The 26,181-nt window shown below is 72.8% G+C and carries 24 protein-coding genes; 12 read left to right on the top strand and 12 right to left on the bottom strand.

The features are described from left to right. Window positions 1-283 precede the first annotated feature (283 nt). From ABD331_RS31595 to ABD331_RS31585, 3 genes are read left to right on the top strand one after another with little or no spacing between them, the layout of a single operon-like run. Window positions 284-1,039 (top strand): GntR family transcriptional regulator, encoded by a 756-nt coding sequence (locus ABD331_RS31595; protein WP_344482559.1) that lies wholly within the window; start codon window positions 284-286, stop codon window positions 1,037-1,039. Between the two features lie 35 nt (window positions 1,040-1,074). Beyond that, window positions 1,075-2,541, top strand: coding sequence for an amidase (locus ABD331_RS31590; RefSeq protein ID WP_344482556.1), 1,467 nt, complete (start codon window positions 1,075-1,077; stop codon window positions 2,539-2,541). 47 nt (window positions 2,542-2,588) lie between these two features. Further along, window positions 2,589-2,789 carry a hypothetical protein gene (locus ABD331_RS31585; protein WP_344482553.1) on the top strand — a complete coding sequence of 67 codons (201 nt, stop codon included), beginning with the start codon at window positions 2,589-2,591 and terminating at the stop codon, window positions 2,787-2,789. A gap of 39 nt (window positions 2,790-2,828) precedes the next feature. On the opposite strand, the gene ABD331_RS31580 is transcribed toward ABD331_RS31585, so the two are convergent. The 3 genes from ABD331_RS31580 to ABD331_RS31570 are packed head-to-tail and all read right to left on the bottom strand — an operon-like array spanning window position 2,829 to window position 6,045. Then, a complete protein-coding gene (locus ABD331_RS31580) occupies window positions 2,829-4,436 on the bottom strand; it encodes a GMC oxidoreductase (RefSeq protein ID WP_344482550.1) in 1,608 nt (535 codons plus the stop codon). Beyond that, window positions 4,433-4,969, bottom strand: coding sequence for a carboxymuconolactone decarboxylase family protein (locus tag ABD331_RS31575; protein WP_344482547.1), 537 nt, complete (start codon window positions 4,967-4,969; stop codon window positions 4,433-4,435). Before ABD331_RS31575 ends, ABD331_RS31580 begins: the two co-directional genes overlap by 4 nt. Continuing rightward, window positions 4,966-6,045 (bottom strand): NAD(P)H-dependent amine dehydrogenase family protein, encoded by a 1,080-nt coding sequence (locus ABD331_RS31570; protein WP_344482544.1) that lies wholly within the window; start codon window positions 6,043-6,045, stop codon window positions 4,966-4,968. Before ABD331_RS31570 ends, ABD331_RS31575 begins: the two co-directional genes overlap by 4 nt. 271 nt (window positions 6,046-6,316) lie before the next feature. On the opposite strand from ABD331_RS31570, the gene ABD331_RS31565 reads away from it, so the two are divergent. Then, the gene (locus ABD331_RS31565) at window positions 6,317-8,383 is read left to right on the top strand and encodes an ATP-binding protein (protein ID WP_344482541.1); all 2,067 of its coding nucleotides are present in this window, start codon (window positions 6,317-6,319) and stop codon (window positions 8,381-8,383) included. 5 nt (window positions 8,384-8,388) lie between these two features. On the opposite strand, the gene ABD331_RS31560 is transcribed toward ABD331_RS31565, so the two are convergent. Further along, window positions 8,389-9,786 carry an amidase gene (locus ABD331_RS31560; protein WP_344482538.1) on the bottom strand — a complete coding sequence of 466 codons (1,398 nt, stop codon included), beginning with the start codon at window positions 9,784-9,786 and terminating at the stop codon, window positions 8,389-8,391. Window positions 9,787-9,829: 43 nt separating this feature from the next. Here ABD331_RS31560 and ABD331_RS31555 point away from each other — a divergent pair, with 43 nt between their 5' ends. Then, window positions 9,830-11,086 (top strand): hypothetical protein, encoded by a 1,257-nt coding sequence (locus ABD331_RS31555; protein ID WP_344482536.1) that lies wholly within the window; start codon window positions 9,830-9,832, stop codon window positions 11,084-11,086. Here the strand turns inward: ABD331_RS31555 and ABD331_RS31550 are convergent. The 6 genes from ABD331_RS31550 to ABD331_RS31525 all read right to left on the bottom strand — a co-directional run bounded on the left by ABD331_RS31550 (window position 11,010) and on the right by ABD331_RS31525 (window position 15,683). Next, window positions 11,010-11,834, bottom strand: a complete 825-nt coding sequence (locus tag ABD331_RS31550; protein ID WP_344482534.1) for an amino acid ABC transporter permease — start codon at window positions 11,832-11,834, stop codon at window positions 11,010-11,012. The genes ABD331_RS31555 and ABD331_RS31550 overlap by 77 nt on opposite strands. Then, complete coding sequence (locus ABD331_RS31545) at window positions 11,831-12,499, bottom strand: amino acid ABC transporter permease (RefSeq protein WP_344482531.1); 669 nt, start codon at window positions 12,497-12,499, stop codon at window positions 11,831-11,833. Before ABD331_RS31545 ends, ABD331_RS31550 begins: the two co-directional genes overlap by 4 nt. Next, window positions 12,499-13,326, bottom strand: a complete 828-nt coding sequence (locus ABD331_RS31540; protein WP_344482528.1) for a glutamate ABC transporter substrate-binding protein — start codon at window positions 13,324-13,326, stop codon at window positions 12,499-12,501. Before ABD331_RS31540 ends, ABD331_RS31545 begins: the two co-directional genes overlap by 1 nt. Window positions 13,327-13,335: 9 nt before the next feature. Continuing rightward, entirely contained in the window at window positions 13,336-14,079 is a 744-nt protein-coding gene (locus ABD331_RS31535) for an amino acid ABC transporter ATP-binding protein (protein ID WP_344482525.1), read from the bottom strand. An 81-nt stretch (window positions 14,080-14,160) separates the two neighbouring features. Further along, the gene (locus ABD331_RS31530) at window positions 14,161-15,003 is read right to left on the bottom strand and encodes a glutamate ABC transporter substrate-binding protein (RefSeq protein WP_344482522.1); all 843 of its coding nucleotides are present in this window, start codon (window positions 15,001-15,003) and stop codon (window positions 14,161-14,163) included. After that, a complete protein-coding gene (locus ABD331_RS31525; RefSeq protein ID WP_344482519.1) occupies window positions 15,000-15,683 on the bottom strand; it encodes a response regulator in 684 nt (227 codons plus the stop codon). Before ABD331_RS31525 ends, ABD331_RS31530 begins: the two co-directional genes overlap by 4 nt. A 155-nt stretch (window positions 15,684-15,838) precedes the next feature. Between ABD331_RS31525 and ABD331_RS31520 the strand changes: the two genes are divergently transcribed. The 5 genes from ABD331_RS31520 (at window position 15,839) to ABD331_RS31500 (ending at window position 22,553) form a co-directional block, all read left to right on the top strand. Next, the gene (locus tag ABD331_RS31520; protein WP_344482516.1) at window positions 15,839-18,742 is read left to right on the top strand and encodes a hybrid sensor histidine kinase/response regulator; all 2,904 of its coding nucleotides are present in this window, start codon (window positions 15,839-15,841) and stop codon (window positions 18,740-18,742) included. Between the two features lie 82 nt (window positions 18,743-18,824). Continuing rightward, window positions 18,825-19,211 (top strand): hypothetical protein, encoded by a 387-nt coding sequence (locus tag ABD331_RS31515; RefSeq protein WP_344482513.1) that lies wholly within the window; start codon window positions 18,825-18,827, stop codon window positions 19,209-19,211. Continuing rightward, window positions 19,211-20,089 carry a WXG100-like domain-containing protein gene (locus tag ABD331_RS31510; protein ID WP_344482510.1) on the top strand — a complete coding sequence of 293 codons (879 nt, stop codon included), beginning with the start codon at window positions 19,211-19,213 and terminating at the stop codon, window positions 20,087-20,089. The genes ABD331_RS31515 and ABD331_RS31510 overlap by 1 nt, the downstream gene beginning before the upstream one ends. A gap of 17 nt (window positions 20,090-20,106) precedes the next feature. Further along, the gene (locus ABD331_RS31505) at window positions 20,107-20,418 is read left to right on the top strand and encodes a YbaB/EbfC family nucleoid-associated protein (RefSeq protein WP_344482507.1); all 312 of its coding nucleotides are present in this window, start codon (window positions 20,107-20,109) and stop codon (window positions 20,416-20,418) included. 59 nt (window positions 20,419-20,477) lie between these two features. Beyond that, complete coding sequence (locus ABD331_RS31500; protein ID WP_344482504.1) at window positions 20,478-22,553, top strand: SpoIIE family protein phosphatase; 2,076 nt, start codon at window positions 20,478-20,480, stop codon at window positions 22,551-22,553. A gap of 12 nt (window positions 22,554-22,565) precedes the next feature. Here ABD331_RS31500 and ABD331_RS31495 read toward each other — a convergent pair whose 3' ends face one another. Then, on the bottom strand, window positions 22,566-23,705 hold the full coding sequence (locus ABD331_RS31495; protein ID WP_344482501.1) for a CU044_5270 family protein: 1,140 nt from the start codon (window positions 23,703-23,705) through the stop codon (window positions 22,566-22,568). Next, window positions 23,698-24,249 carry an RNA polymerase sigma factor gene (locus ABD331_RS31490; RefSeq protein ID WP_344482498.1) on the bottom strand — a complete coding sequence of 184 codons (552 nt, stop codon included), beginning with the start codon at window positions 24,247-24,249 and terminating at the stop codon, window positions 23,698-23,700. Before ABD331_RS31490 ends, ABD331_RS31495 begins: the two co-directional genes overlap by 8 nt. A 227-nt stretch (window positions 24,250-24,476) precedes the next feature. Here ABD331_RS31490 and ABD331_RS31485 point away from each other — a divergent pair, with 227 nt between their 5' ends. Both ABD331_RS31485 and ABD331_RS31480 read left to right on the top strand, forming a co-directional pair. Then, on the top strand, window positions 24,477-25,382 hold the full coding sequence (locus ABD331_RS31485; RefSeq protein ID WP_344482495.1) for an ATP-binding cassette domain-containing protein: 906 nt from the start codon (window positions 24,477-24,479) through the stop codon (window positions 25,380-25,382). Next, window positions 25,379-26,170 (top strand): ABC transporter permease, encoded by a 792-nt coding sequence (locus ABD331_RS31480; RefSeq protein WP_344482492.1) that lies wholly within the window; start codon window positions 25,379-25,381, stop codon window positions 26,168-26,170. The genes ABD331_RS31485 and ABD331_RS31480 overlap by 4 nt, the downstream gene beginning before the upstream one ends. Window positions 26,171-26,181: the final 11 nt, after the last annotated feature.

The raw sequence follows: 26,181 nt of genomic DNA, 5'->3' as shown, positions 1-26,181 counted from the left end.
CCGCGAGTTACGGACGGGCACACGGGGACGGTCGGGACGGGGCGGACAAGATGGGACGGTGCCTGCGGCGAATGGGCGGGCCGTTTCGGCGGATCGACGCGTCCCCTTCCCGTTTCCGCAGGCAGACGCCGGTCCGTAAGCCCCCTGATTCGGCGTAACCCGGCGCAACCACCCGGACATCACCGGGCAATACGCCGTTCGTAGCCTCCTGCTCCAAGGAAGAAGGCGCTGGACAGGAGGCGGTGGCATGGAGCTGGCGAGCCATCCCGTACCCTCCGGATGCATGGCGGGCAGATCCTCCAGGCCGCACCAGTCCGGCCGGGAACGCGAGGGCGACCTGCGCCGCCTGCGCGACCTGCTGCGCTCCGCCGTCCTGCGCGGCGCCTTCCCCGACGGGCTGCTGCCCACCGAGGCCGAGCTGATGGCCTCCTACGGCGCCACCCGCGCGACCGTGCGGGAGACGCTGGCCGTGCTGCGCCGCGAGGGCCTGATCGACCGCCGCCAGGGCGTCGGCACGCACGCCGTCGTCAAGGCCGTGGTGACGCAGCTCGTCGAGGCCCACGGGGTGGAGCCGCCCGGCCAGGAGAGCCTGCTGAACCGGCGGCTGCGCCCGCACGTGCTCGACCGCTCGACGATCCCGCTGCCCGAACTGGCCGCCGCCCGGCTCGGCGTGCCCGCGGGGACGCCGTGCCTGCGCCTGGAGTACGTGTCGCTGTTCGGCGACGAGCCGCACGGCATGGCCACCAACTACGTGCTCGCCCCTGAGGCCGATCGGCTGCGTGACAAGCCGTTCGTGCACGACTGGTACACGCTGCTGCACGAGGCGGGCGTCGGCTACGAGGAGTCGGAGTTCATCTACGGCTGCGCCCCCGCCGACGCCGCCACGGCCGCCAGGCTCGGCATCGCCGAGGGCTCGCCGCTGATCACCATGGAGCAGCTCATCAGGGACGGCGACGGGCGGCCGTTCAACCTGGCGTTCATCCACGTCCGCGGCGACCGCTTCCTGTTCGTCTCCAACGCGGCCCGCCGCCACCCGTAGCGAGCCCTCTTCCATCCCCTTGAACGGAGTTGACCTTGACCTTCCCCCTGACGTTGAGTGATGCCGCGGACGCGCTGCGCAGCGGCGAGGTGACGAGCGTGGCGCTGACCGAGGAGGCCATCGCCCGCGCCGACCGGCTGGACGCCGGGCTGGGCACGTACCTGGCCCGGTTCGACGACAGCGCGCTGCAGGCGGCGAAGCGGGCCGACGAGGAGCTGGCCGCGGGCGTGGACAAGGGGCCGCTGCACGGGATCCCGTTCGGGGTGAAGGACATCATCGCCGCCGCCGAGGGCCCCACCACCGCGCAGAGCCTCGTCCTCGACCCCGCCTGGGGCGCCGGCAAGGACGCGCCCGTCGTCGCCCGGCTGCGGGCGGCCGGCGCGGTGATCACCGGCAAGGTGACGACGATGGAGTTCGCGTGCGGCATGGTGGACCCGTCGAAGCCGTTCCCCGTGCCGCGCAACCCGTGGGACCCGGGCACCTGGCCGGGCGGCTCCAGCTCGGGCACCGGCAACGGCGTCGCCGCCGGGCTGTTCCTGGCGGGGCTCGGCACAGACACGGCGGGCAGCATCCGCATCCCGGCCGCGTTCTGCGGCGTCAGCGGGCTGATGCCGACGTTCGGACGGGTGCCCAAGTCGGGTGTGGCGCCGCTCGGGTACTCGCTCGACCACGTCGGCCCGCTCGCCCGCAGCGCCCGCGACTGCGCGGCCGTGCTGGAGGTGATCGCCGGGTACCACCCGAGCGACCCCGACTGCGTGGACCTGCCCCTCGACCTCGCCTGGGGAAGCGAACCCGTGACGGGGGCCGGGCCTCTGACGGGAGCCGGGCCTCTGGCGGGGGCCGGGACGGGCGGGTCGCTGGAGGGACTGCGCATCGGTGTGGTGCGCGAGCATCACTTCCCCGGCGACGCCGACCCCGCCGCCGCGCCCGCGTTCGAGGCCGCGCTGTCCACGCTGACCGGCCTCGGCGCCACCCTGACCGAGGTGACGCTCCCGTACTGGAACGAGATGCTCACCGCGAACCTCGTCACCGCCTGCGCCGAGGCCCTCGCCTACCACCGCAACGACGCCGCCACCCGCTGGGGCGACTACTTCGCCGCCACCCGCGCCATGCTCGCCCGCGGCGCCCTGATCAGCGGCGCCGACTACGTGCAGGCCCAGCGCGTACGCCGGGTCGCCCAGGACGCCGTCGCCCGCCTCTTCGACGACGTGGACGTCATCGTCACCCCGACCGCCTCCACGGGCGCCCCCACCTACGAGTCGCTCACCGACGCTGAGGGCCGTATCGACGTGGAGGCCCTGTTCGCGCAGATCTTCACGCAGTACTGGGACTGCGTCGGCAACCCGGTGCTGGTCGTCCCCATGGGCTTCACCGGGGCGGGCCTGCCGCTCTCGCTGCAGCTCGCCGGCCGTCCCTTCGAGGAGGCCACGATCCTGCGCGCCGGCGACGCCTACCAGCGGCTCACCGACTGGCACCTGCGCGTCCCGGCCCTGGCCGGCTGACCCTTCCGCGACCAGCCTGACCTCCCCGCGACAAGGAGAACCCCCGCATGACCCACACCGCCGTAGTCGGACGACTGCTCGCCGCCGCCGGGCTGACCGTGCCCGAGGACGAGATCGAGGTGATCGCCGCCGGCTACCCGCTCCAGCGCGCCGGCATGGACGCCCTGTACGCCGTCCCCGAGGCCCGCTACGCCGACCCCGCCCTGCGTTTCCGCGCCGACGCCCGCATCGTCGACTGGGCGTCGTGACCCCGTGAGGGGGGCGGCCCGCGAGCCGCCCCCAGGGGTTCACAGGTCGGCGGCGATGATCCGCTCGATGTTCCGCTCCGCCAGCGCCGTGATCGTCACGAACGGGTTGACGGTCGTGTTCCCCGGGATCAGCGCCCCGTCGATGACGTACAGCCCGGGATAGGCGGTCAGCCGCCCGTAGTTGTCGGTGGCCTTGTTCAGGACGGCTCCGCCGAGCGGATGGTAGGTCAGGTGGTCGCCCCAGATCTTGTAGACCCCGAACAGGTCCGTCCGGTAGATCGTCCCCTCCTTCGAGTTGATCTTGTCGAAGATGCTCTTGGCCATCTCGATCGACGGCTGCTTCCACGCGGTCTGCCAGTTCAGCTCCACCTTCCCGGCGGCGCCGTTCCAGGAGAACTGCGCCCGGTGCGGGTTGTTGGTGATGGACAGATAGAACGAGGCGAACGTCTCGATCCCGGTGGGCAGCGGGGCCACCTCGGCGAACGCCCCACCGGCCGCCCAGTTGTCGATGCCGCAGCACGGGATGGCCGACTGGAGCGCCCCCGTCGGGTCCCACAGGTGGTTCGCCCGGCCGCACATGACGTTGCCGTTGTCGCCCCAGCCCTTGCCGATCTCGCCGTTGAGCGCCGGCAGCGCGCCGGTGGCCTTCAGCTTGACGAGGAGCTTGCTGGTGCCGACGCTGCCCGCGGCGAAGAAGACGCGGTCGGCGGTGACGGTCTTGGTGGCGACGGTGTCGCCGGTCGTGTTGAGCTGCTCGATGACGACCGTGTAGGCGCCGCCCGGGGCGGGCGCGACCGAGGTGACCCTGTGCAGGGGCGAGACGGTGACGCGGCCGGTGGCGGTGGCGCGGGCGAGGTAGGTCTTCTGCAGCGACTTCTTGCCGTGGTTGTTGCCGTAGAGGATCTCGCCGGCCAGCGCCGACTGGGGGACGGTGCCGGCGGCCTCCTGCTTCATGTAGTTCCAGTCGTAGACGTCCGGCACGAACACGAACGGGAAGCCGGAGCGCTGCGCGTGCTTGCGGCCGACGCGGGCGTACTGGTAGCAGGCCGTGGTGTCGAACCAGGCCGGGTCCACGGTGCCGACGCCGAGGGCGGCGTTGGCGCGCGGGTAGTAGGTGGCGTACATCTCGTCGGGGTTGACCGAGGGCAGGACGGCGGCGAAGTTCTCGCGTCTCGGGGTGACCGCCATGCCGCCGTTGACGAGCGAGCCGCCGCCGACGCCGCGGCCCTGGTAGACGGTGATGCCGCCGAACTCCTCGGCGTCCAGGATGCCCGCGTGGCGGGGGATGTCGCGGTCGATGGGGAAGCCGAGGAAGTAGTTGAGCGGGGCCTTGGTGCGGGTGCGCAGCCAGTAGGAGCGGTAGTCGGGCTCGCGCGTGTTGCAGAAGATCTTGCCGTCGGGGCCCGGGGTGTCCCAGGCCTGGCCCATCTCGATGAGGTGCACGTTCACGCCCGCCTCCGCCAGGCGCAGGGCGGCCACCGAGCCGCCGTACCCGGTGCCGACGACCAGGGCCGCGACGTGCGCGCCCGAGGAGATGGGGGCGGCGGCGCGGGCGGCGGGGGAGTGCGCGCCGAGGGCGGCGGTGCCGAGCAGCGCGCCGGTGGCGGTGAGGAAGCCGCGGCGGGAGAAGTCGTCCTGCTTGCTCATGGGGCCGGGCTCGCTTTCGGTGACGAGACTTTCGGTGACGGGGCTCCCGGTGACGGGGCGTTCGGGAGGCGGCAGGTGGTGTCCAGGCCGAGCACGTGGTTGAGCCGGCCGAACGCTAGCCACGAGCCGATGCACATGCTCAGCTCCACGATCTGGAGCTGGCTGTAGTGCGCGCCCATCCGGCTCCAGAAGTCCTCGTCCAGCCCGTGGTGATCGACGGTGTAGCGCTCGGCGTACTCGGCGGCCAGCCGGGTGCGCGGGTCGAAGGCGGTGGTGGTGCGCCAGTCGGCGACCGCGTCGGCGAAGCCGTCCTCGACGGTTCGCCCGTCGCGTTCCGTCCGCCAGTCGAGGCAGAACGCGCAGCCGTTGAGCTGCGCCACCCGCAGCCTGGCGGCCTCGAACTCGCGCAGCCCGAGCGTCGTGTGCGCGTACACCGCCATCGAGTAGCGCGAGGCGGCGGGCCCGATGCCGGGCACCATCTCACCCCACACGTACTCGATCGGGTCCTTGCCCTCCGGGATGTCGATCCTCACCCGCTCCTCCTTCCGAGCTTGCCGATGGCGGGCCGCAGCGGCACGTCGAGCGCGTCGTACAGCCCTGGCCCCGCCTCCACGAGCCACTCGACGGCGTTGACCAGCCGGCCCACGGCCGTGGCGTTGCCGCCCGCCGAGTGGTTGCCGCCCTCGTCGGTGGCCTGCACCGTGACCTCGATGTGCGGCCGGCCCTCGACGATCACCCGGTGCGCGCCCACGCCGCCGGGCGGCACGGGCCAGTCGGGGGCGCAGGACGGGTGGATGCGGGTGACGTGCTCCAGCACGATCCTGGGCCGCCCGCCGACGATGCCCTGCACCTCGAAGCGCACCGCGCCCTGCGTGCCCGCCTCGAACGCGCCCATCGACGCGGTCGTGACCGTGGACTTCAGCGGGCGGCGCTCCACGTGCTCGCGCACGTCGTCGAGGTCGGCGCCGAGCGCCCTGGCGATCAGCCGCACCTGGCCGCCCCACACCATGGTGGGCACGGTGGGCGCGAGCATCGGCGGCTCGTAGTCCATCGGCTGGCCCATGCCGACCAGGTAGCGGACCGCGTCGGGCTGGTCGTAGGTGGAGTAGTCGAAGATCTCCTGGCAGCGTACGGCGTCCACGGTCGCGGCCAGCCCGCTGACCAGCAGCGGCAGCACGTCGTTGGCCCAGCCGGGATCGACGCCGGAGACGAACAGGGAGCCGCCGCCCGCCTCGATGGCGGCCAGCACCGGATCGCGGACCTCGGGCGGGGCGCTGCGGTGGTCGTACAGCGCGTAGAGGGAGGGGGTGACGACGACGGCGCCCGCGCGCAGGGCGCTGACGACGTCGGCCAGCGCCTCGGACGGGCGGATGTCGCCGGAGGCCGCGTAGACGACGGCCTCCGGGCCGGCGGCCAGGGCCGCCTCGGCGTCGGCGGTCGCCGCGACGCCCAGGCGGTGGCCGAGCCCGGCCAGCTCGCCCGCGTCGCGGCCGATCTTGGCGGGGTCGTGGACGAGGACGGCGGTCAGTTCCAGCCCCGGGTGGGCCTCGACGGCGCGGATGGCGGCGCGGCCGATGTTGCCGGTACCCCAGACGATCGTGGACACCATGGGCGGAGCGTAGCAAGCGCTTGGTTAAGTGGGAAGGCCCGTGTTTCCCGTGGTCGGGCCGGAGCCGCGGACTAACATGGCATAACCCCGCAAAGTGGTAAGGCAATAAGAAACGCCCGCAACCCGGTCTGTTGCGTAGTCACTTTCTCACTTTTCGTGGCGGAACCTGGCCGCGTCCGGCAAGCTGCTGTCACCGAAGGCGGCGGACCAAGCCGGACAGGTGAGGATCATGAACATGGGTGGGCGGCATGCCGGGAATCTGCCGCCGGAAATGACCAGTCTGGTGGGCCGCCGCGGAGAACTCGCCCGGATCCGCCGGTTGTGCGGGGAATACCGCATGGTGACGCTGACCGGCGTGGGCGGGGTCGGCAAGACCCGGCTCGCGCTGCGGGCCGCCGCCCTCATGCAGCCCGGCTACGGCGACGGCGCCTGGCTCGTCCCGCTCTCGGCGCTCGACCAGGGGGCGCTGGTGCCGTACACCATCGCCGAGGCGCTCCCGCTGGCCGACCGCACCACCCGCCCCATGATGGAGGTCCTGACCGAATACCTGGAGGACCGGCACCTCCTGCTGGTGCTCGACACCTGCGAACACCTCGTCGACGAGTGCGCCGTCACCGCCCGCGACCTGCTCGTCGCCGCCCCCCGGCTGTCGATCCTGGCCACCAGCCGCCGCCCGCTCGGCGTCCCTGACGAGCAGGTGCTCATCATCGACCCGCTGCCCGTCCCCGACTCGGGCGGCGGCGGGCGGCAGGACGCCGTCATGCTGCTCGCCGACCGCACCGCCCGATCCGTGCCTGGCTTCACCGTCACCGACGACAACCGCGCCGACCTGGCCCGCCTGTGCCGTCGCCTGGAAGGGCTGCCGCTGGCCATCGAGCTGGCCGCCGCCCGGCTGCGCGACCTGCCCGCGGGCGAGCTGTGCGAGCGCCTCGACGACCGCTTCGAGCTGCTCGGCGACACCGACGCCGAGGTCAACGAGGCCGACCCGCCCTGGCACCAGGCACTGCGCACGGCCATCGGCTGGAGCCACCAGCTCTGCACGCCGGAGGAGCGGCTGCTGTGGGCGCGCGCCTCGGTCTTCGCCGGCAGCTTCGACGACACGGCCGTCATCGAGATCTGCGCCGACGACCTGCTGCCCGCCCACGCCATCCCCGACCTGCTGTCGGGCCTGGTCGACAAGTCCATCCTGATCTGGGCGCCCACCGGCGGCGGCGAGCGCTACCGGATGCTCGACACCATCCGCGAGTACGGCGCCATCTGGCTGCGCGCCCTCGGCGAGCAGGACGGGATGCGCCGCCGCCACCGCAACTTCTACCTCAAGCTGGCCCGCCGCGGCGACGCCGCCTGGCTCGGGCCCGAGCAGGTCTCCTGGAACGACCGCACCACCGCCGAGCACGACAACCTGCGCACGGCCCTCGACTTCTGCCTGGCCAACCCCCGTGACCACACCGCGCTGGAGATGGCCGCCGCGCTGTGGTTCTTCTGGTATCCCTGCGGCTTCCTGCGGGAAGGTCAGCATTACCTGGAGCGCGCCCTGGCTCTGGACACCGAGCCCAGTGTGGTGCGCAACCGGGCGTTGTGGGTGTGCAGCCTGACCCTCATGGTTCAGGGCGACCCCGACGCCGGCATGGCCTGGGCCGCCGAGTGCGCCGGAGTCGCCGAACAACTCGGCGACACCGCCGCCGCGCTCGCGGCCCAGGCCATGGTCATGGCCGCCGCCACCATCAGGGGCGACCTGGCGCTCGCGCTCGCGCTGGCCGACAGCCTGCTCGCCGTGCACCGGCCCGAGCACGGCCTCACCCTGCCCACCATGCTGGCCCGGCTCGGGCAGAGCCACGTGCACACGGCGCACGGCCGCGTCGAGGACGCGATCAAGGCGCTCGAGGAGATGTGCGCCGACTGCGACAAGCACGGCGAACGCTGGATGCGGGCCTACGCCGACCTCTTCCGCGCCCAGGCGGAGCTGTCGCTCGGCCGCAACGACGCCGCCCAGGCCTACGCCCGCTCCGCGCTGGAGATCAAGCACCGGCTGCACGACAGCATCGGCATCGCCCTCGCCCTCGACGTGCTGGCCTGCGCCGCGTCCGCCTCCGGCCACGGCGAGCCGGCCGCCCGGCGGCTCGGCCTGGCCCAGCAGGTGTGGGACACGGTCGGGCGGGCGCAGATCGGCATCCAGGAGTGGGTCGCCGCCCGGGAGACGTGCGAGCGGGAGGCCAGGGAGGCGATCGGCGACAGCGCGTACCAGACGGCGTTCAGCGCCGGTTACGACACCGGGCTGGACACCGGCATCCTGCTCGCCCTCGACCCCAACCCCGCCCACCCGGCCGGCGAACGCTGAGCGGCTCAGGCCGCCGGGGCGATCCGGGCGGCCGTCGCGAAGAGGTGGTGCTCGTCGCCGGGGCGGCACATGAGCTGCAGGCCCACCGGCAGGCCGTCCACCGTCCCGGCGGGCACGGTCAGGGCGGGCAGGCCGAGCACGTTCCACGGGCTGGTCAGGGCGAGCAGCGCGGGACGCACCGCGACCGCCCGGCCGTCCACCTCGACCTCGCGCCGGTCGATCGGCGGCGCGACGATCGGCACGGCGGGCAACGCGAGCACGTCGAAGCGGCCGGACGCCGCCCCGGAGCCCCCGCCGGACGCCCCGGAGTCTCCGCCGGACGCCGCTGCCGCCTGCCCGCCGAACAGCGCCTCGCCCGCCTCCGCCAGCCGCTCCCTCGACTCCAGGGCGCGCACGTGCCGCCAGCCGGGCACCTGCGCCGCGACGCGCAGCCGCTCCAGCACCTCAGGGTCGAACAACTCGGGCGCCCGCTCCAGCCGCTCGGCGTGCACGGCCACCGTCTCGCAGCTCTGCACCACCACGTACGTCTCCCGCACCTCCTCCGCGAACCCCACCGGCAGCCCCGCCTCGCCCGGCCCCAGAGCCTCCACGGCGGCCCGCACGACCCGAGTCACCCGCGGATCACCGTCGAACAGCCCGCCCGGATCCACCCACCCCACCCGCGCGGGAACGTCCAGCCCGGCCACCTCCCCGCCGCCGAGGCACCGGTAGGCGATCAGACAGTCCGCCGCGCCGCCCGCCAGCACCCCCACGTGGTCGTAACTGCGCGACAGGGGGAACACGCCGTCCGCGGAAAGAACCCCGTAAGCGGGCTTGAACCCGGCGATCCCGCACAGAGCCGCCGGGATGCGCACGGACCCGCCCGTGTCGGTGCCGATCGCCAGCGGGACCACACCCGCCCCCACGGCCGCCGCGCTGCCGCCGCTGGAGCCGCCCGACATGCGCGCCGGGTCCCGCGGGTTGCGCGAGGGGCCGTTGGCGGAGCGGTCGCCGGTCGGCCCGTACGCGAACTCGTGCGTCGTCGTCTTGCCCACGATGACCGCCCCCGCCTCGCGCAGCCGCGTCACGCAGGCGGCGTCGGTGTCCGGGACGTGCCCGGCGAAGTGCCGCGAGCCCATGGTCGCGGGCAGCCCCGCCACCTCGATGAGGTCCTTCACCGCGACGGGCAGCCCGTGCAGCGGCCCCCTGCCGGCGCCCGCGGCCAGCTCCTCGTCCGCCCGGCGCGCCGCCTTGAGCGCTCCGGCGGCGTCCACGGTGACGAACGCGTTCAGCTCGCGGCCGAGCGTGCCTGCGGCGTGCAGGGCCTGCTCGGTCAGCTCGACGGCGGTGACGCGCCCGTCACGCAGGTCCTTGGCGAGGTCGGTGAGGGTGCGGCCGGCGAAGGGGCCAGGGGAGATCGGCATGAACTCATCATGACGGGCATGTCACCCCACTACGATCACCGAGATGCCCCACGCACTGTCCGTCGCCCGCCGCGTCGCCGCCGTCGCGATCAGTCTGTGCGCGCTGATCGGCGCCGTCCGCCTGATCGTCCCGGCCACCGCGGGCCCGGACGGCGAGCCGCCCGGCGTGCGCCGCCAGCTCGCCTTTCTCCGCCCGGCCCTGGACGCGGGCGCGGGCGAGCAGGCGCAGACGCTCTTCCCCGAGGGCTACTTCTTCCTGCACGTCCTGTACGGCCTGAGCTGGGTCGAGCTCGGCCAGCGGGACCCGGCGTCCAGACCCGAGGCGCTGCGCGAGTCGCGCTGGGCACTCGGGCGGCTCGACGCGCCCGCGGGCCGCGAGCCGTTCAGCCCGGACCTCGACCCGCCGCACGGCGTCTTCTACCGGGGCTGGACCAACTGGCTGCGCGGCGGCGTGCTCGCCCTGCAGCCGGAGGGCCGCCGCGACCCGGCCGAGCTGGGCCGCCTCGCCGCCGACTCGGCCGCCCTGGCCAGGGCGTTCGACGGGTCGGGGTCGCCGTTCCTGGAGGCGTACCCGGGGCAGGCCTGGCCGGTGGACTCCACGGTGGCGATGGCCTCGCTGCGCCTGCACGACACCCTGCGGCCACCTCTCTATGCGGGCACCGTGGCCCGCTGGGTGCGCCAGGCCCGCGAGCGGCTCGACCCGCGCACCGGCCTGCTCCCGCACCGCGCGGAGCCGGGCACCGGCGAGCCAGCCGAGGTGGCCAGGGGCAGCTCACAGAGCATCATCCAGCGCTTCCTGGTGGACATCGACCCGGCCTTCGCCGCCGAGCAGTACGCCCGGTTCCGCGACCGCTACGTGGTCACCCCGCTGGGCCTCGGCCCGGCCGTCCTGGAGTACCCGTCCGGCATGGAGGGGCCGGGCGACGTCGACTCGGGGCCGCTGCCGCTGGGGGTGAGCCTGTCGGCGACCGCGGTCACCCTGGGCGCCGCCCAGGTGCGGGGGGACGCGGCGCTCGCCGCCGCGCTGGCGAACTACGGCGAGCTGGCCGGGCTGCCGGTCGGCACCCCGTGGACCAAGCGTTACGCCTTCGGGCTGATGCCCGTCGGTGACGCGTTCCTCGCCTGGTCGAAGACGGCCCGCCCCTGGGTGTCGGAGCGGGCCGCCTCACCGCCCGCCACCGTCTCGTGGTGGTGGCGGACGCCGCTGCTGGTCCTGCTGGCCCTCATCGGGATCGCACCCTGGGCGCCCGCGCTGAGGAGGCGCCGAGGCGGTTCGCCAGCCGGTCCAGCGCCATGTTGATCACGATGAAGATCGCGGCGATCAGGATGGCCGCCGGGATGACGTTGGAGAAGTTGGCCGCGATCCCGTTCAGCCCCCTGTCCACCAGCTCGTCGTAGCCCACGATCAGGCCCAGCGCGGAGTCCTTCAGCAGCACCACGAACTGGCTGATCAGCGCGGGCAGCATGGCCTTGACGGCCTGCGGCAGCAGGACGAGCCGCATCACCTGGCCCTTGCGCATGCCCACCGCGTACGCGGCCTCCCGCTGCCCCTTCGGCAGGCTCTGCACCCCGGCCCGGAGGATCTCCGCGATCACCGACCCGTTGTAGAGGGTGAGGCCGAACACGACGGCGGCGAACGCCGAGATGTTCACGCCGATGAGCACGAACGAGCCGAAGAAGGCGAAGAAGATGAGCAGCAGCAGCGGCACGGAGCGGAAGAACTCCACCACCATGGCCGCCGGCACCCGGATCCACCGGTGCTCCGACAGCCGGGCGACGGCGAACACCAGCCCGAACAGCGCGGCCAGCACCACTCCGGCGACGGCCGCCGCGAGCGTGCCGGCCAGGCCGGGCAGGATGAACGTGGCCCACACGTCGCCCCGCAGCAGCGGCGTCCACTTCTCCGCCGCCCACTGGTCCTTCTCGTCGAAGCGCACGTAGACGAAGTACGCCACCGCCAGCAGCAGCACCGCGACGAGCGCGGTCAGCATCCTGTTGCGGCGCACCCCGCGCGGTCCTGGCCTCTCGTACAGGTTCGCGTACGTCATCGCGCCACCGCCATCCGCTTGGACAACCAGCCGAACAACAACCCCATCGGCAGGCACAGGATCACGAACCCGGCGGCGAAGCCGAGGAAGATCTCGATGACCTGGTCACCGTAGGTCTCGATCAGCTCCCGCATCCGCACCGACGCCTCCGCGACGCCCACCACCAGGGCGATCGTGGTGTTCTTGGTCAGCGCGATGAGGATGCTGCCCAGCGGCGCCACCACCGCGCGGAACGCCTGCGGCAGCGTGATCAGCGCCAGCGTCTTGACGAAGCCGAGCCCCAGCGAGCGGGCCGCCTCCGCCTGCCCCACGGGCACCGTGTTGAGCCCGGAGCGCAGCGCCTCGCAGACGAACGCCGAGGTGTAGGCGGTCAGCCCGATGACGGCGAGCCAGAAGTTGTTGGTCGCGATGTCGTCGGACAGCTCCAGGCCCAGGTTCGCGCCGATGCCCAGGCCGGTGAACAGCAGCACCAGGGTCAGCGGCGTGTTGCGGGCCACGGTCACGTACACGGTGGCGGTGGCCCGCAGGGACGCCAGCGGGGCCACCCGCATGGCGGTCAGCAGCGTGCCCAGCACCAGCGAGCCGAGCGCGCTGACCGCCGTCAGCCGCACCGTCATCCAGAAGGCGGCGAAGATGGTGCCGCCTTCGGTCAGCAGAGCGTCCATCAGTACCGCTCGAGCTGCGGGACCTGCGGCAGGGTGAAGCCGGAGGCGCCCACGCTGACCTGCAGCGCCTTGGTCCAGCTCCCGTCGGAGAACATCTTCTCCAGCGCGTCGTTGACGGCCTTGCGCCCGGCGGTGTCGTCCTTCTTCAGGCCGATGCCGTACTTCTCGGTGCTGAACGTCTTGCCGACGACCTTGAGCTTGCCGGAGTGCTGCGCGGCGTAGCCGGCCAGGATGACGTTGTCGGTGGTGATGGCGTCGAGCTGGCCGCCGAGCACGCGGTCCACACAGGCCGAGTAGGTGCGCTCCTCCTGGAGCTGCACCTCCTTGGCGTACTCCGACTTGACCTTCTGGGCGGGCGTCGAGCCGGCGACGGAGCACAGCTTCTTGCCGTTGAGCGCCTCGGGCCCGGTCAGCGCCGCGTCGTCGGCGCGGACCAGCAGGTCCTGCCCGGCCACGAAGTACGGCCCCGCGAACGACACCTTCTGCTTGCGCGCGTCGGTGATCGAGTACGTGGCCACGACCAGGTCCACCTGGCCCTGCTCGATGAACGCCTCCCGGTTGGCCGACACGGTCTCCTTGAACGTGATGCCGCTCGGCTCGACCCCGAGCTGCTTGGCCACGTACTTGGCGACCTCGATGTCGAAGCCGGTGAAGCTGCCGTCAGGCGTGCGCAGGCCCAGGCCGGGCTGGTCGGCCTTGACGCCGATCACCAGCTTCTTGTCGTTCTTGGCCTTGTCCACCACGGAGGCGTAGCTCTCCGAGCCGCCCCCGCACCCGGAGGCGACGGCGACAACGGCGAACACGGCGAAAAGGGATCTGCCGAACATGACAACTCCTCAGTGAGTCAGGATCTTGGCGAGGAAGGACTGGGCGCGGTCGCTGCTGGGCGCGCCGAAGAAGGTGTCCGGGGTGTTCTGCTCGACGATCTCGCCGTCGGCCATGAAGACGACCCGGTCGGCCGCACGGCGGGCGAAGCCCATCTCGTGGGTGACGACGACCATGGTCATGCCCTCGCGGGCCAGGCCCGTCATGACGTCCAGCACCTCGTTGACCATCTCCGGGTCCAGCGCCGAGGTGGGCTCGTCGAACAGGATCGCCTTCGGGTCCATGGCCAGCGCCCTGGCGATGGCCACCCGCTGCTGCTGCCCGCCGGAGAGCTGCGCGGGGAACTTGGCGGCCTGGCCGCCGATGCCCACCCGGTCGAGCAGCTCGCGGGCCTTGCGCTCGGCCTCAGCCCTGGGCCGCTTCAGCACGTGGACCTGCCCGAGGACGACGTTGTCCAGGACGGTCTTGTGCGCGAAGAGGTTGAAGGACTGGAAGACCATGCCGACCTCGGCGCGCAGCCGGGCCAGCTCCTTGCCCTCGGCGGGCAGCGGGGTCCCGTCGAGGCTGATCGTGCCGGAGTCGATCGTCTCCAGCCGGTTGATCGCGCGGCACAAGGTGGACTTGCCCGCCCCGGACGGGCCGATGATCACCACGACCTCGCCCTGCCGTACGGTCAGGTTCACGTCCTTGAGCACGTGATGATCGCCGTAGCGCTTGTTGACCTGGTCCAGGACGATCAAATCCGCCTGGCTCATGCGTCACGCTCCTTGTCTCGGTCAGCGTTGGCGTAACCGTAGGAGCCGCATGTGTCGCGGAAAGGCTTGTGATCGTTCTGCTCAGCAATTGGCCGGGCGAGGCGCCGGCTTGGCCGATTCGGAGGTGGTGCCGGAGACCCCGACGGTGGCCACGTAGGCGCGGTCCCACTCGCCGTTGCACAGCCAGCGCGCGATCAGCCCGTTGAGGTAGTCGCGGAAGGCGGTGTCCTGCTTCTTGATGCCCATCCCGTACGGCTCGCGCCCGAACGGCTTGCCGACCAGCCGCAGCGAGTCGGGATGCTGGGCGTAGAGCCCGAGCAGGATGGTGTCGTCGGTGCTGACCGCGTCCACCCGCCCGGCCACCAGCGCGGGCACGCAGATGCTGTACGCGTCCACGACCTCCAGGTCGATGCCGGGCACCATGGCGCGCACCCGCTCGACCGAGGTGGAGCCGCGCGCGGTGCACACGGTCTTGCCCTTCAGGTCGGTGACCCCGTTGATGGTGGAGTCGCCGACCCGCACCAGCAGGTCCTGCCCGGCGTAGTAGTACGGGTCGGAGAAGGTGACCCGCTGGGCGCGGGTCTCGGTGATCGAGTAGGTGGCGATGACGAGGTCCACGACGCCCTGCTCGATGAAGTTCTCGCGCTCGCTCGACACCGTCTCGACGAAGCGGATGTTGCGCTCGCTGCCGGTCAGGTCTCTGGCCACCAGCCGGGCCACCTCGGCGTCGAAGCCGGTGATCCGCCCGCTGGCGGGGTCCTTGTAGCCGAAGACGGGCTGGTCGAACTTGATGCCCACGGTCAGGATGCCGCGCTCCCTGATGCGGGCCATCGTGGTGTCCTCGGGGAAGGCGTTCGCCTCGCCGCAGGCGGCGGGCAGCACGCCGACCAGCACGGCCACCAGCAGCGCCCGTAACGCCCTCATCGGATGCGGTACCGGTGCTGTGGCCGCCCCGTCGTCCCGTACTTCGGCCGGCCCTCCACCAGCCCCCGCTCGGCCAGGTGCTCCAGGTAGCGGCGGGCGGTGGCCCGGCTGACGCCGACCTTGGCCGCCAGCTCGTCGGCCGAGGCGTCCTCGACGTCCGACAGCGCGTCCAGCACCGCCTGCTCGGTGGAGGCGGAGATGCTCTTGGGGCGGGTGCCCACGTCGAGGTGGAGCGAGCGGAAGAGGTTGTCGATCTCCTGCTGGTCGGTGAAGCGGGCCTCGGACTCCAGCTGCTTGACCGTGGCGGCGTAACGCAGCAGGGCCTGCTCCAGCGTGCCCGCCCTGGTCGGCTTGACCAGGTAGTTGAGCGCGCCGCGCTGGATGGCGGCGCGTACCGTCGCCGACTCCTTGCGCCCGGAGATCACGATGACGTCGGCGGGCGGCTGGTCGGGGCGGCGCAGCCGGTGCGCGACCTCCAGACCGGGCATATCAGGGAGGTGCAGATCGAGCAGCACCAGCCGGGGCGCGAACCGCCCGGCCGCGGCCAGCGCCGCGTGGCCGGTGTGCGCAATGCCCACGACCCTGAACCCGAGCACCCGGTTGACCTGCGCGTGCAGGGCCGCCGTGACGACCGGGTCGTCGTCCACGATGAGAACGGTGATGTCCCTGAGCTCAGGCACCGCCACGCTCCTCGTCATTCAGGTAGATCACTGCAGCTTAAGCGGGTTTTAATAAAAAAGATCACCTTTTGCTCTTTCTGCTCACGGGGAACCGGCGCGCAAGCCAGTTTCCTCCTAATCTGTACCCGAGCGAGTGGGGGGAGGGACGGACGCCCGTGCGATGGTTGCTCGCGGTGACTGCCCTGTGGACGTTACTCGGCCTGCTGCCCCTGGCGCTGCTCACCTCGTCCAGCATCTCGCTGTCGGAGAACGCGATGAGCGACGAGGTGCGCGAGCGCGTCAGGACCACCGCGTCCGTCAGCAGGGTCGTGGTGGAACAGCAGATGAACTCGCTCAAGCAGCTCGTCACCGCCTTCGCCCAGCGGCCCCAGGTGCGCGGCGCGGTCAACGAGGTCACCACCGCCACCATGCGCGACTGGCTCGGCGAGCTGGAGCGGCTGCGCGACGGCGTCAGCGGCCTGATCGTCAACTCGCCCGAGGGCAAGATCAGAGGCGCGGAGCCGCCGACCGTGCTCCCGCAGGACATCAGCACCACCGACTGGTATCGCGCGGTGCGCGATGGGCGCCAGGCGCACGTCTCGCAGGCGTACACACCTACCATGGTAGGCGTGTCGAGGGCGGTCGCGGTGGCCGCGCCCATCCCCAGCAGCGACGGCACCCGCATGCTCGGCATGCTCACCGTCGTCTACAGCCTCGACGCCATCCAGGAGTTCGCCGAGGAAGCCGCCGAGGCGCAGGACATCCGGCTGCTCATCACCGACAAGGCCGGCGTGCTGGTCGCCGACCCCGGCAGGAAGCTGTTCGCGCTCACCTCGCTGCGCGAGGACCCGCGCGTGGACTCCGCGCTGGCCGGGCGGGCGTGGAGCGGTGAGTTCCACGGCATCGACGGGCCCGTCCTGTCGGCCTCCGAGCCCATCCCCGGCATCGGCTGGACGGTCACCGCCGAGGTCTCCGTCGCCGAGGCGCTGGCCTCCACCGAGAAGCTGCGCACCAACGTGCTCACCGTCGCGCTGCTGCTCGCCCTGCTCATCCTCATCGGCCTCGGCCTGCAGATCCACTCCACCAGGGGCCGCCGGCGGGCGCAGGCCACGCTGTCGGAGTACGCCGCCGAGCTGTCCAGGTCGGCCGTCGAGCTGGCCGCCGCCAGGGACGAGGCGATCAGCGCGTCCAGCGCCAAGTCGGAGTTCGTGGCCAAGATCAGCCACGAGATCCGCACCCCCATCAACGGCGTGCTCGGCATGAACTCCCTGCTCATGGGCACCCGCCTGGACGAGGAGCAGCGTTACTACGCCAGCACCGCCCAGGAGTCGGCGCACAACGTGCTGCGCCTGCTCGACGACTTCCTCGACCTGTCCAGGATCGAGGCCGGCCACCTCCAGGTCGAGGCCGTGCCGTTTGACCTGCCGCGCCTGTGCGACGAGGTGGTGGCGCCGTTCGCACCGCACGCCTACGAGCAGGGCCTGTGGCTGACGCTGCGGCTCGACGAGAACGTGCCCCGCCAGGTGTCGGGCGACCCGGTCCGGCTGCGCCAGGTGCTGACGAACCTGGTCGGCAACGCGCTGAAGTTCACCGTCCAGGGCGGCGTGGACCTGCACGTCGCGCTCGACGAGGGCGAGCCCGGCCAGGAACGGGTGGTGCTCAGGTTCGCGGTGGCCGACACCGGCGTCGGGGTCGGGGAGCGGGACAGGGAGCGCGTGTTCGGCGTCTTCCGCCAGGTGGACTCGCCGATCACGCGCAGGACCGGCGGCAGCGGGCTCGGGCTGGCCATCAGCAGGCAGCTCGTCGAGCTCATGGGCGGCCAGATCGGGCTCGACAGCGTCGAAGGCGTCGGCAGCCGGTTCTGGGCCACCCTGCCGGTGGACGTCCTCACCTGGTCGGAGCCGGGCGCGGGAGTGCTGGAGGGGAGGCGCGCGCTGGTCGCCGACCCGCGCCCCGAGGACCGCACGCTGGCCGCGCGCTGCCTGGAGCAGGCCGGGGCCGAGGTGGAGGAGACCAGGGACGAGGAGACGGCGCTGGCGCGGCTGCGGGCCGCCGCCGCGGAAGGCCGGCCGTACGAGCTGGCCGTCGTCGCCCTGGACCTGGGCGCGAGCCCCGGCATGGGTCCCGTGCTGAGCCAGGATCCCGCCGATCCTGACGCGCCGCGCTCGCTGGCCGACGCGATACTCAACGACCCGTCGCTCCAGGCCACCAGCGTCATCGTGGTCGTCACCCCCGGCCGCGCGGGGTTCGCCTGGCCGGGCGCGGCGGGAGAGCGGGCCGTGCAGTCGATCACCCGGCCGCTCAGCCGCCGCCGCCTGCTCGCCGCCGTGGAGAACGCGCTGGGCACGGCGGAGTGCGACGGCGAGCCGCGCGAGGGCGCGCAGGCCGCCGGCCGGACCGGGGGCGCGCGCATCCTGGTGGCCGAGGACGACGAGGTGAGCCGCCAGGTGGCGATGCTGGTGCTCAGCCAGGCCGGGCACGAGGTCCAGGCGGTCGACAACGGCCGCCAGGCGGTGCGGGCCGTGCTGGCCGGGCGCTACGACCTGGTGTTCATGGACTGCCAGCTCCCCGTGCTCGACGGCCTGGCCGCGACCGAGGAGATCAGGGAGAGCGAGGAGACGCACACCCCGATCATCGCGATGACCGCCGCCGCCATGCCGGGCGACCGGATCAGGTGCCTGGAGGCGGGCATGGACGACCACCTGGCCAAGCCGGTCGACTGGCCGCGCGTGCTGGCCAGGATCCCGGAGTGGACGGCCTCCGCCGGGCTGCCGCCCGAGCTGGCCGGGCTGTCGCAGGAGGCGCTGGCGGACGTGGCGCGGGCCTACCAGGCGACCGCGACCCGCACGTTCGAGGAGCTGAGGCAGGCCGTGTCGGGCGGCGACCTGGCCACGGCGGCGGGGCTCGCGCACCGGCTCAAGGGCGCCTGCGCGACGGTCGGCGCGGCCCGCGAGGCCGAGCTGTGCGAGCGGATCGAGGAGCTGGCCAGGGCGGGGAACGCCGTGGACGGCGACCTCCTGGAGGAGCTGGACGGCCTGCTCAGCGCCGCGCCCGAGTGGATGAACGCCGCTTATTCCTGAGTTGACACACCGGTTAACACCACGGACATTTTGCTCCACTAGCGTGCGCAAAGAAGATGATTTTTCCTGGATTGGAAGACTAATGGCTGATTTGTCCGGCGAAGCGGACGGCGACGGGGTCCTCATCGACTGGACGTCGATCCGCAAGCTCGCCCGGCTCTTCGACCAGACCGGCGACGACGTCACCGCCCTGCTCCGCACCTCCTCCCCGCTGGCCACCACCTCCGACCTGGTCGGCGGCGACGAGCAGGGTCACACGTTCGCCGAGTGGTACGCCGACGGCTACGACTCGCTCGCCGACGCCATGCGCCGCATCGCGGGCAAGAGCTTCACCTCGGCGGCCGGGCTGCGCGACTTCGACGCCCTGTGGGACTACCTGGAACTGCGGATCATCGCCACCATGCCCGCGATCCCCGACGTCCCCCAGCTCGTGGTCCCGCAGGCCCCGCCCCGGCGGGAAGGTGCCTGATGTTCGACCCCTTCCAGGCGCTGGCCTGGTTCGCCGACGTGCGCGTGCCGGTGGCCGACGTCTCCAACCTCCGCGCCAGGGCCACGGCCCTGCGTGAACTCGCCGCGGACATCGGCACGCTCGCCCGCGAGACCGGCACGGGCGTCACCGAGGCCCGCCAGGCCAACCACAGCCGCACGGTCTCGCGCTTCGCCGACGTGTGGCCGTACGAGCTGGCCCCCCGCTACGCCGCGCTCCAGGACGAGCTGGAAGACCTGGCCGCCGGCTGCGACGACTACGCCAAGGCCGTCGAGGAGCACCGCGAGCAGCTCCTCATCATCGGCACCCAGCTCGCCGCGATGGCCTTCACCATGCTGTTCGGCTTCGTCTACCCGGCCGCCAGGATCGCCGCCGAGCAGGCGTTCAAATGGCTCGTTGCCAGGGCCAGACTGGAACGCACCATCTTCCAGAAGATCACCAAGGCGATCCTGGAGGCGCGGATCGGCAAGCGCAGGGTCGGCTCGTACGTGGTGCGCGAGGGCCTCGACGCGCTGGCCGACTCCGTCCTGTGGACCGGCCTCAAGACCGGCGTGCACGCGGCCAGCTCCGCCGCCACCGGGCAGCCCATGGGCAACCTCTGGGAGTACGCGGGCAAGCACTTCGTCGCCGAGATGGCCTACAACGGCGGCATCAAGGGCCTCAGCGACGCCAGGAAGTTCTTCCCCGCGACGCGGGTCACCGAGACCGTGCTCGGCACCGGCCCGGCGGGCAAGTTCTTCCGCCGCACCCTGTCGGCCGCCACCATCTACCCCCTGGTCGCCAGCGGGGGCCTGTCCGACGAGGGCGCACTGCGCTCCGCGCTGGCCCACGCGCCCAGGGCGTTCCTCTTCAAACGCTGAGCACCCAGGAGCCCGCCATGATGACACCGCCGCGCACCGGCGACCCCGAGCTCGACCGCGCACTCGCCGAGATGGCCGCCAGCACCGCCCGCCTGGAGGAGGTGAGCCGCCTGCTGCGGGAGACGACCGGGCGCGGCGAGAGCCTGGGCGGCCAGGTCGCCGTCGAGCTGACGGCCACCGGCTCGCTGGCGGGCCTGCACATCGACCCCCGCGCCCTGCGGCTGGGCTCCCAAGCGCTGATCGAGGCCATCACGGAGGCGTTCAGGCAGGCCGAGGAGGACGTCGCGGGCCGCTCCCACGACCTCGCCAGGACCGCCTTCGAGCCCTGATCCCGGCACTTGCCGCGCTCTTGGCGTGCACGATACGTGCGGATCCGTATTCTGCCCGTATGGGGTGGACGGAGCCGTCCGGCCTGGACGATCTCCTGATCGAGGCCGTGTTCAGCGCGGGCGCCCACATCGGCACCGTGTACGTCCTGGACGACACCCGCCAGGTCCTCCAGATGGAGGCCACCATGGGCCTGCCCGCCTCGATCGCCCGCACCTGGGCCAGGGTCAGGACCACCGAGTGCGCGCCCATCTCGATGGCGGTGCGCGAGCGGCGGCTCATCTGGCTCAGGGACCGGGTCGCGCTGGCCCGCGACTTCCCCGCGGCGGCGCTGGCGCTGCCGTACGACTTCGCGATGGCGTTCGCCCCGCTCCGCTCGGGCGGCGCCGTGTGGGGCGGGTTCGTGCTGGGCTGGCCCACCGGCGGCGAGGCCGAGCTCACCCCCGGCAGGGCCCGCGTGATCGACGACGTCTGCGCCAGGATGGGCCGCCTGCTGCGCCGGGCCGGCGAGCAGGGCAGACCGGTCGTCCCCGGGCCGATGCCCCGCATCCTCGACCAGGTGCACGCCGCCGGGCCGGGACAGCCCGCCGGGCTGACGGCGCTGACGTGCCTCAACTGCCTGCCCGAGGGCTACTGCCACCTCGACGCGCAGGCCCGCGTCACGCTGGTCACCGCGCGGGCCGCGGAGATCCTCGCCGTGGACCCGTCCGAGATGCTGGGCGAGCGCCTGTGCAAGGCGCTGCCCTGGCTGGACGACCCCCTCTACGAGGACTACTACCGGGCCGCGATCGTCAGCCACCGGGTCACCCGGTTCACCGCCCGCCATCCCGACGGCCGGTACCTGGCGCTGGAGTGCTTCCCCAGCGTGCCCGGCGTCACCCTGCGCATCACGCCCGCCGCCGCCCGCGAGACCCCGGCGGGGGAGACCGGCGAGCGGCCGTCGCTGATCGGGCTGCACGAGATGCTGCACCTGGCCACCTGCCTGGCGCAGGCCGTCACCGCGCAGGACGTCGTCGACCTGGTCGCCGACCACGTCCTGCCCGTCACAGGGGCGCAGGCGCTGGCCATCCTGAGCTGGGAGAGCGGCCGCATGCGGGTGGTCGCCTCGCGCGGCTACACCCAGGAGGGCATCGACACCTTCAACGGCCGCCCCGTGGTGCACGCGGTGCCCTGGGTGCCCGGCTACCAGTGGGACCGGCCGTCGTTCTACGGCACGTGGCAGGAGTTCCGGCGCACTTTCCCCACCGCCGTCCGCGTGGACGGCATGAGCGCCTTCGCGCTGCTGCCGCTGTCCGCCGCCGGGCAGTCCATCGGCACCTGCGTGCTCGGCTACGAGCACCCCCACCGGTTCGGGGACGAGGAGCGCGCCATGTACAACGCGCTCGGCGGGCTGATCGCGCAGGCGTTCGAGCGGGCCTGGCTCTACGACAACAAGCACCAGCTCGCCGAGTCCCTCCAGGCCCGCCTGCTGCCGCGCGATCTGCCCGAGATCCCCGGCCTGGAACTGGCCGCCAGGTACGTGCCCACCACGCCCGGCATGGACATCGGCGGCGACTTCTACGACGTGATCCGCCTCGGCGACACCACCGCCGCCGCCGTCATCGGCGACGTGCAGGGCCACGACATGACCGCCGCCGCCCTCATGGGGCAGGTGCGCACCGCCATCCGCGCCACCGCCACCACCACCGCCACCTGCGGCGAGGTGCTCGCGCACGCCAACCGGCTGATGGCCGAGCTGGCCCCCGACCGGTTCACGAGCTGCCTCTACCTCAAGCTCGACCTCCACGCGCGCACCTTGTGCCTGGCCAGCGCCGGCCACCCGCCGCCGCTGCTCAGCAGCCCCGGCGCGCCGGCCAGGATTCTCGACGAGGCGCAGGGGCTGCTCCTCGGCATCGACCCGTGCGCCGAGTACGCCACCGTCGAGCTGCCCCTGCCACCGGGCTCGGTGCTGGCCCTCTACACCGACGGCCTCGTCGAGCAGCCGGGCCTGGACATCGGCGAGGCCATCGCCGATCTGGCCGCCCGCTTCGTCCCCGATCGCGACCGGCCCCTGCACGACCTCGCCGACGCCCTCGTCCAGCCGGCGTCCCAGCACCAGCGCGCGGACGACACCGCCGTCCTCCTCCTGCGCCTCTGACGTCCGCCCCCCTTACGGGAGTCGCTTGGTGCTGAGGCGGCAGCCGCGCGGACGCTCCGGCCGGTCGGAGGTCCAGCCCGCCTCGTCCGTCCACGCCTGGTAGGACAGGTACGTGCCCTCGGCGAGCCCCTCCGCGCTCTCGGCGGCGATGCTCGCGTTCGCCACCAGGATCGCGCCGGTCCTCGGGTCGAGGATGTTGGTGTACCGCTCGGCCACCTCGTCGTCCGCGCCGAACTGCGTGGTGAAGCCCTCGCTCCTGACGAACGCGACCGCCAGCCCCCGCCGCCCGAGCGGGTCCTCGACCGTCCCGCCCACCCTGGTCGTCGGCAGCCCGGCCAGCAGGCGCAGGACGGCCGCCCGCACCCGCGGGCCGATCGGCATCTCCAGCAGCCACGACGCGCTCGGCAGGAACTCCTCGAAGCTCTCGTGCCGCCCGCCCGCCTGCCACTGGCGGCGCAGCCTCTCGCGCAGCCCGTTCACGTCGGCGGGCAGCGCCGCGAGGTCGGCCAGCGTCAGCTCGCCCAGCCGCCGGTCGCCGAGGACCCCCGGCTCCCGGACGCGCGTGTACACGCACGACGCGGGCCGGTCGCCCATCCGCAGCTTCCCGCAGCGCTTGGCGGGCGTGCCCGGCGTGCACACGCGCCGCACCTCCTGCGGCGACCCGGCCGCCTTCCACACGCGCTCGTCGGCGGGCGTGGCGGGCCGCACGTACTCCTGCCGCTGCCGCGCCTGCACCGGGTCGTCCGGATCGCGCGGCTGCCACAGGTACGCGCTGGATGCGGACAGCACGTTGAACGCCTCGCCGCCCGCCTCGACCCTGAGCAGGCTGCCGTTGATCAGCGGCCTGAGCCAGTACGGGCCCGTCGCCTCCGGCAGCCGGGCGACGTCGTCCGCGAGCCGCAGCAGGGCGTCGTTGCCGCCCGGAGGCGTGATCACCGGGGCGGGCGCCGGCGCCAGGATCGTCACCGCGGAGACGACCGCCGTGACGACGGCGACGGTCGCCGTGGCCGTCCACCCCCAGAACGCGCCCCGGCGGCGGCGGGCGGGCCCTTCCATGGCCGCCGTCAGCCGGGCGTGGGCCCGCCCGACCACCTCCCGCGAGGGCGGCGGCGCGTCCGGGAGGGACCTGGCCAGCAGTTCCAGCTCATCCATGGTTGACCTCCAGAGGGTTGACGTCGCCGAGCGCCGCGCGAAGCTGCTTGCGGGCCCGGTTGAGGCGGGAGGCGACCGTTCCGGCCGGGATGCCGAGCGCGGCGGCCACCTCGGCGTGGCTGAGCCCGCCCAGCGCGCTGAGCAGGACGACGTCGCGGTCCCTGCGGTTGAGCGCGGCCAGCGCCCCCGCCAGCCTGCCGGTCAGCTCGCCCGCCGCCACCCGCTCGATGGTCGCGTCCTCGTGGCTGTGCTCCTGCCGCTCCGCCGCCCGGCCGAGCGCCTTCCACCTGCGCAGCTCGCCGCGGTGGTGCCGGGCGACGAGGTGCGTGGCGATGCCGTACAGATAGGGCCGCACCGCGCCGCGCGAGGCGTCGTGACCCCGCCGGTACGCGGCCAGGAACACCTCGGCCGCCAGGTCGTCGGCGAGGTCCGCCGAGAGCCGCCTGGCGAGGTAGCGGTGGATCTCGGCGAAGTGCGTGGTGAAGATCTCCTCCCAGTCCGCCCCGGGATCGGGCGGGCCGGTGAGACCGGGTGGGACGGCCATGCAGGCAACTCCCCTGTGGTCGGCTCGACGCTGAACACCTCTTGTTGCCCGAAGCCCCCCACCCCTTTCACGCGGTCACCGGTCGTGCAGCCGGCGCGGCCTCCTGCTCACGGAACGGCCCGCGCAGAACGAGCACCGACGCCCTGCCGTATTCCGGTTTCCCGCCATCGAGGTCGGCGGGCTGCCCCCATGGCCGCCCGCCCCGCCGGCTCCTAGCGTGAGGGAGCGTGATCAGTCTCAAGGGTTTGACCAAACGGTACGGCGACCGGCTCGCGGTCGACGACCTGACACTGGAGCTGAGACCGGGCACCGTCACCGGCTTCCTCGGCCCGAACGGCGCGGGCAAGTCGACCACGATGCGCCTCATCCTCGGCCTCGACCGCCCCACCTCCGGCACCGCGCTCGTCGGCGGCGTGCCGTACCACCGCATCCCGGACCCGCTGCGCACCGTCGGCGCGCTCCTCGACGCGCGCGCCCTGCACCCCGGCCGCAGCGGCCGGGCCCACCTGGTGGCGCTGGCCCGCAGCAACGGCATCCCCCGGCGGCGGGTGGAGGAGGTGCTGGAGACCGTCGGCATGGCGGCGGCGGCGCGCAAGCGGGCCGGGACCCTGTCGCTCGGCATGAGCCAGCGGCTCGGCATCGCGGCGGCGCTGCTCGGCGACCCCGAGGTGCTGATGTTCGACGAGCCCGTCAACGGGCTCGACCCGGACGGCGTGCGCTGGGTGCGCGGCTTCATGCGGTCGCTGGCCGCCGAGGGGCGCACGGTGTTCGTCTCCAGCCACCTGATGAGCGAGATGCAGCTCACCGCCGACCACCTCGTGGTGATCGGGAAGGGCCGGCTCATCATGGACGCGCCGCTCGCGGACGTGCTCGCGAACAGCTCGCTCACGGCGGTGCTGGTCAGGACCCCGCACGCCGGCGACCTCGCGGCCCTGCTGCGCGGAGCGGGGATCACGGTGGACCGGTACGGGGAGAACGAGCTGGAGGTCACCGGCGCCGCGATCGAACGGGTCGGCGACCTGGCCCACGAGGCCGGGATCCGGCTGCACGAGCTGCGCGCCAAGGAGGCCTCGCTGGAACAGGCCTACCAGGAGCTGACCTCGGGCAGCGTCGAGTACGGGGTGAGCAGATGAGGGTCCTGCGTCAGGTGATCGGGGCCGAGTGGGCGAAGCTGTGGTCGGTCAGGGCCACGTGGTGGGGCCTGGCCTGCGCGTTCGCCCTCACCGTGCTGATCTCCGTCACCCTGGGCGGCGCGACGGCCACCGAAGCGCTGCGCGACGGCCGGACGGATGTGCGGATCGTCGCCAGCGAGGCCGTGGTCTCGGCCACGTCGTTCGTGCAGTTCGCACTGGTCGCGCCCGCCATGCTGGTGATCACCTCGGAGTACGCCTCCGGCGGCATCCGGGCCACGCTGCAGGCCACGCCGGTGCGCGGGGTGGTGCTGGCGGCCAAGGCGCTGGTGGTGGGGCCGGTGATGTTCGCGACGGGCGTGCTCACGGGGGCGGTCGCCACGGCGTTCGTGTACGCGGTGCTGTCGGCCGACGTGTTCGGCGGGCTCGTCGTGCTGCCGCCCGGCGAGGTGGTGACCGACCTGCTCGGGGCAGGGGTGTTCTACGCGCTGGTGTCCGTGCTGACGCTGGGCGTCGCGGCGGCCATGCGCAGTGCCGCCGGGACGCTGACCGTCATGTTCATGCTGCTCATGGGCCTGCCGCTGGTGATCCTCATGACCGGGGTCCCGGCGCTGCTCGACGCGTCGCTGCGGATGCCGATGTTCGCCGGTCTGGCGTTCATGGGCAGCACGGACAACCTCACCGGCGGGCCCATGCCGTACTCGGCGGGGGAGGGGCTGGCGTGGCTGCTGGCCTGGGTGGCGGCGGCCGTGGCAGCAGGCCACGCCGTCCTGCGCCGCCGCGACGCCTAGACTTCACGCCC

It is taken from the genome of Nonomuraea monospora (assembly GCF_039531895.1).
In the GTDB taxonomy this organism is placed as follows: Bacteria; Actinomycetota; Actinomycetes; order Streptosporangiales; family Streptosporangiaceae; genus Nonomuraea; species Nonomuraea monospora.
The sequence above is the reverse complement of the archived record's forward strand: the minus strand, read 5'-3'. Positions and strand labels throughout refer to the sequence as shown.

Excerpts from the sequence above, each read along its gene's own strand:
- ABD331_RS31490 (WP_344482498.1), bottom strand. The coding sequence starts at position 24,249 with ATGGCCGTCCCACCCGGTCTCACCGGCCCGCCCGATCCCGGGGCGGAC.
- ABD331_RS31480 (WP_344482492.1), top strand. The coding sequence starts at position 25,379 with ATGAGGGTCCTGCGTCAGGTGATCGGGGCCGAGTGGGCGAAGCTGTGG.
- ABD331_RS31555 (WP_344482536.1), top strand. The coding sequence starts at position 9,830 with ATGCCCCACGCACTGTCCGTCGCCCGCCGCGTCGCCGCCGTCGCGATC.
- ABD331_RS31585 (WP_344482553.1), top strand. The coding sequence starts at position 2,589 with ATGACCCACACCGCCGTAGTCGGACGACTGCTCGCCGCCGCCGGGCTG.
- ABD331_RS31595 (WP_344482559.1), top strand. The coding sequence starts at position 284 with ATGGCGGGCAGATCCTCCAGGCCGCACCAGTCCGGCCGGGAACGCGAG.
- ABD331_RS31530 (WP_344482522.1), bottom strand. The coding sequence starts at position 15,003 with ATGAGGGCGTTACGGGCGCTGCTGGTGGCCGTGCTGGTCGGCGTGCTG.
- ABD331_RS31495 (WP_344482501.1), bottom strand. The coding sequence starts at position 23,705 with ATGGATGAGCTGGAACTGCTGGCCAGGTCCCTCCCGGACGCGCCGCCG.
- ABD331_RS31550 (WP_344482534.1), bottom strand. The coding sequence starts at position 11,834 with ATGACGTACGCGAACCTGTACGAGAGGCCAGGACCGCGCGGGGTGCGC.
- ABD331_RS31515 (WP_344482513.1), top strand. The coding sequence starts at position 18,825 with ATGGCTGATTTGTCCGGCGAAGCGGACGGCGACGGGGTCCTCATCGAC.
- ABD331_RS31545 (WP_344482531.1), bottom strand. The coding sequence starts at position 12,499 with ATGGACGCTCTGCTGACCGAAGGCGGCACCATCTTCGCCGCCTTCTGG.
- ABD331_RS31570 (WP_344482544.1), bottom strand. The coding sequence starts at position 6,045 with ATGGTGTCCACGATCGTCTGGGGTACCGGCAACATCGGCCGCGCCGCC.
- ABD331_RS31510 (WP_344482510.1), top strand. The coding sequence starts at position 19,211 with ATGTTCGACCCCTTCCAGGCGCTGGCCTGGTTCGCCGACGTGCGCGTG.
- ABD331_RS31535 (WP_344482525.1), bottom strand. The coding sequence starts at position 14,079 with ATGAGCCAGGCGGATTTGATCGTCCTGGACCAGGTCAACAAGCGCTAC.
- ABD331_RS31560 (WP_344482538.1), bottom strand. The coding sequence starts at position 9,786 with ATGCCGATCTCCCCTGGCCCCTTCGCCGGCCGCACCCTCACCGACCTC.
- ABD331_RS31580 (WP_344482550.1), bottom strand. The coding sequence starts at position 4,436 with ATGAGCAAGCAGGACGACTTCTCCCGCCGCGGCTTCCTCACCGCCACC.
- ABD331_RS31540 (WP_344482528.1), bottom strand. The coding sequence starts at position 13,326 with ATGTTCGGCAGATCCCTTTTCGCCGTGTTCGCCGTTGTCGCCGTCGCC.
- ABD331_RS31565 (WP_344482541.1), top strand. The coding sequence starts at position 6,317 with ATGACCAGTCTGGTGGGCCGCCGCGGAGAACTCGCCCGGATCCGCCGG.
- ABD331_RS31500 (WP_344482504.1), top strand. The coding sequence starts at position 20,478 with ATGGGGTGGACGGAGCCGTCCGGCCTGGACGATCTCCTGATCGAGGCC.
- ABD331_RS31505 (WP_344482507.1), top strand. The coding sequence starts at position 20,107 with ATGATGACACCGCCGCGCACCGGCGACCCCGAGCTCGACCGCGCACTC.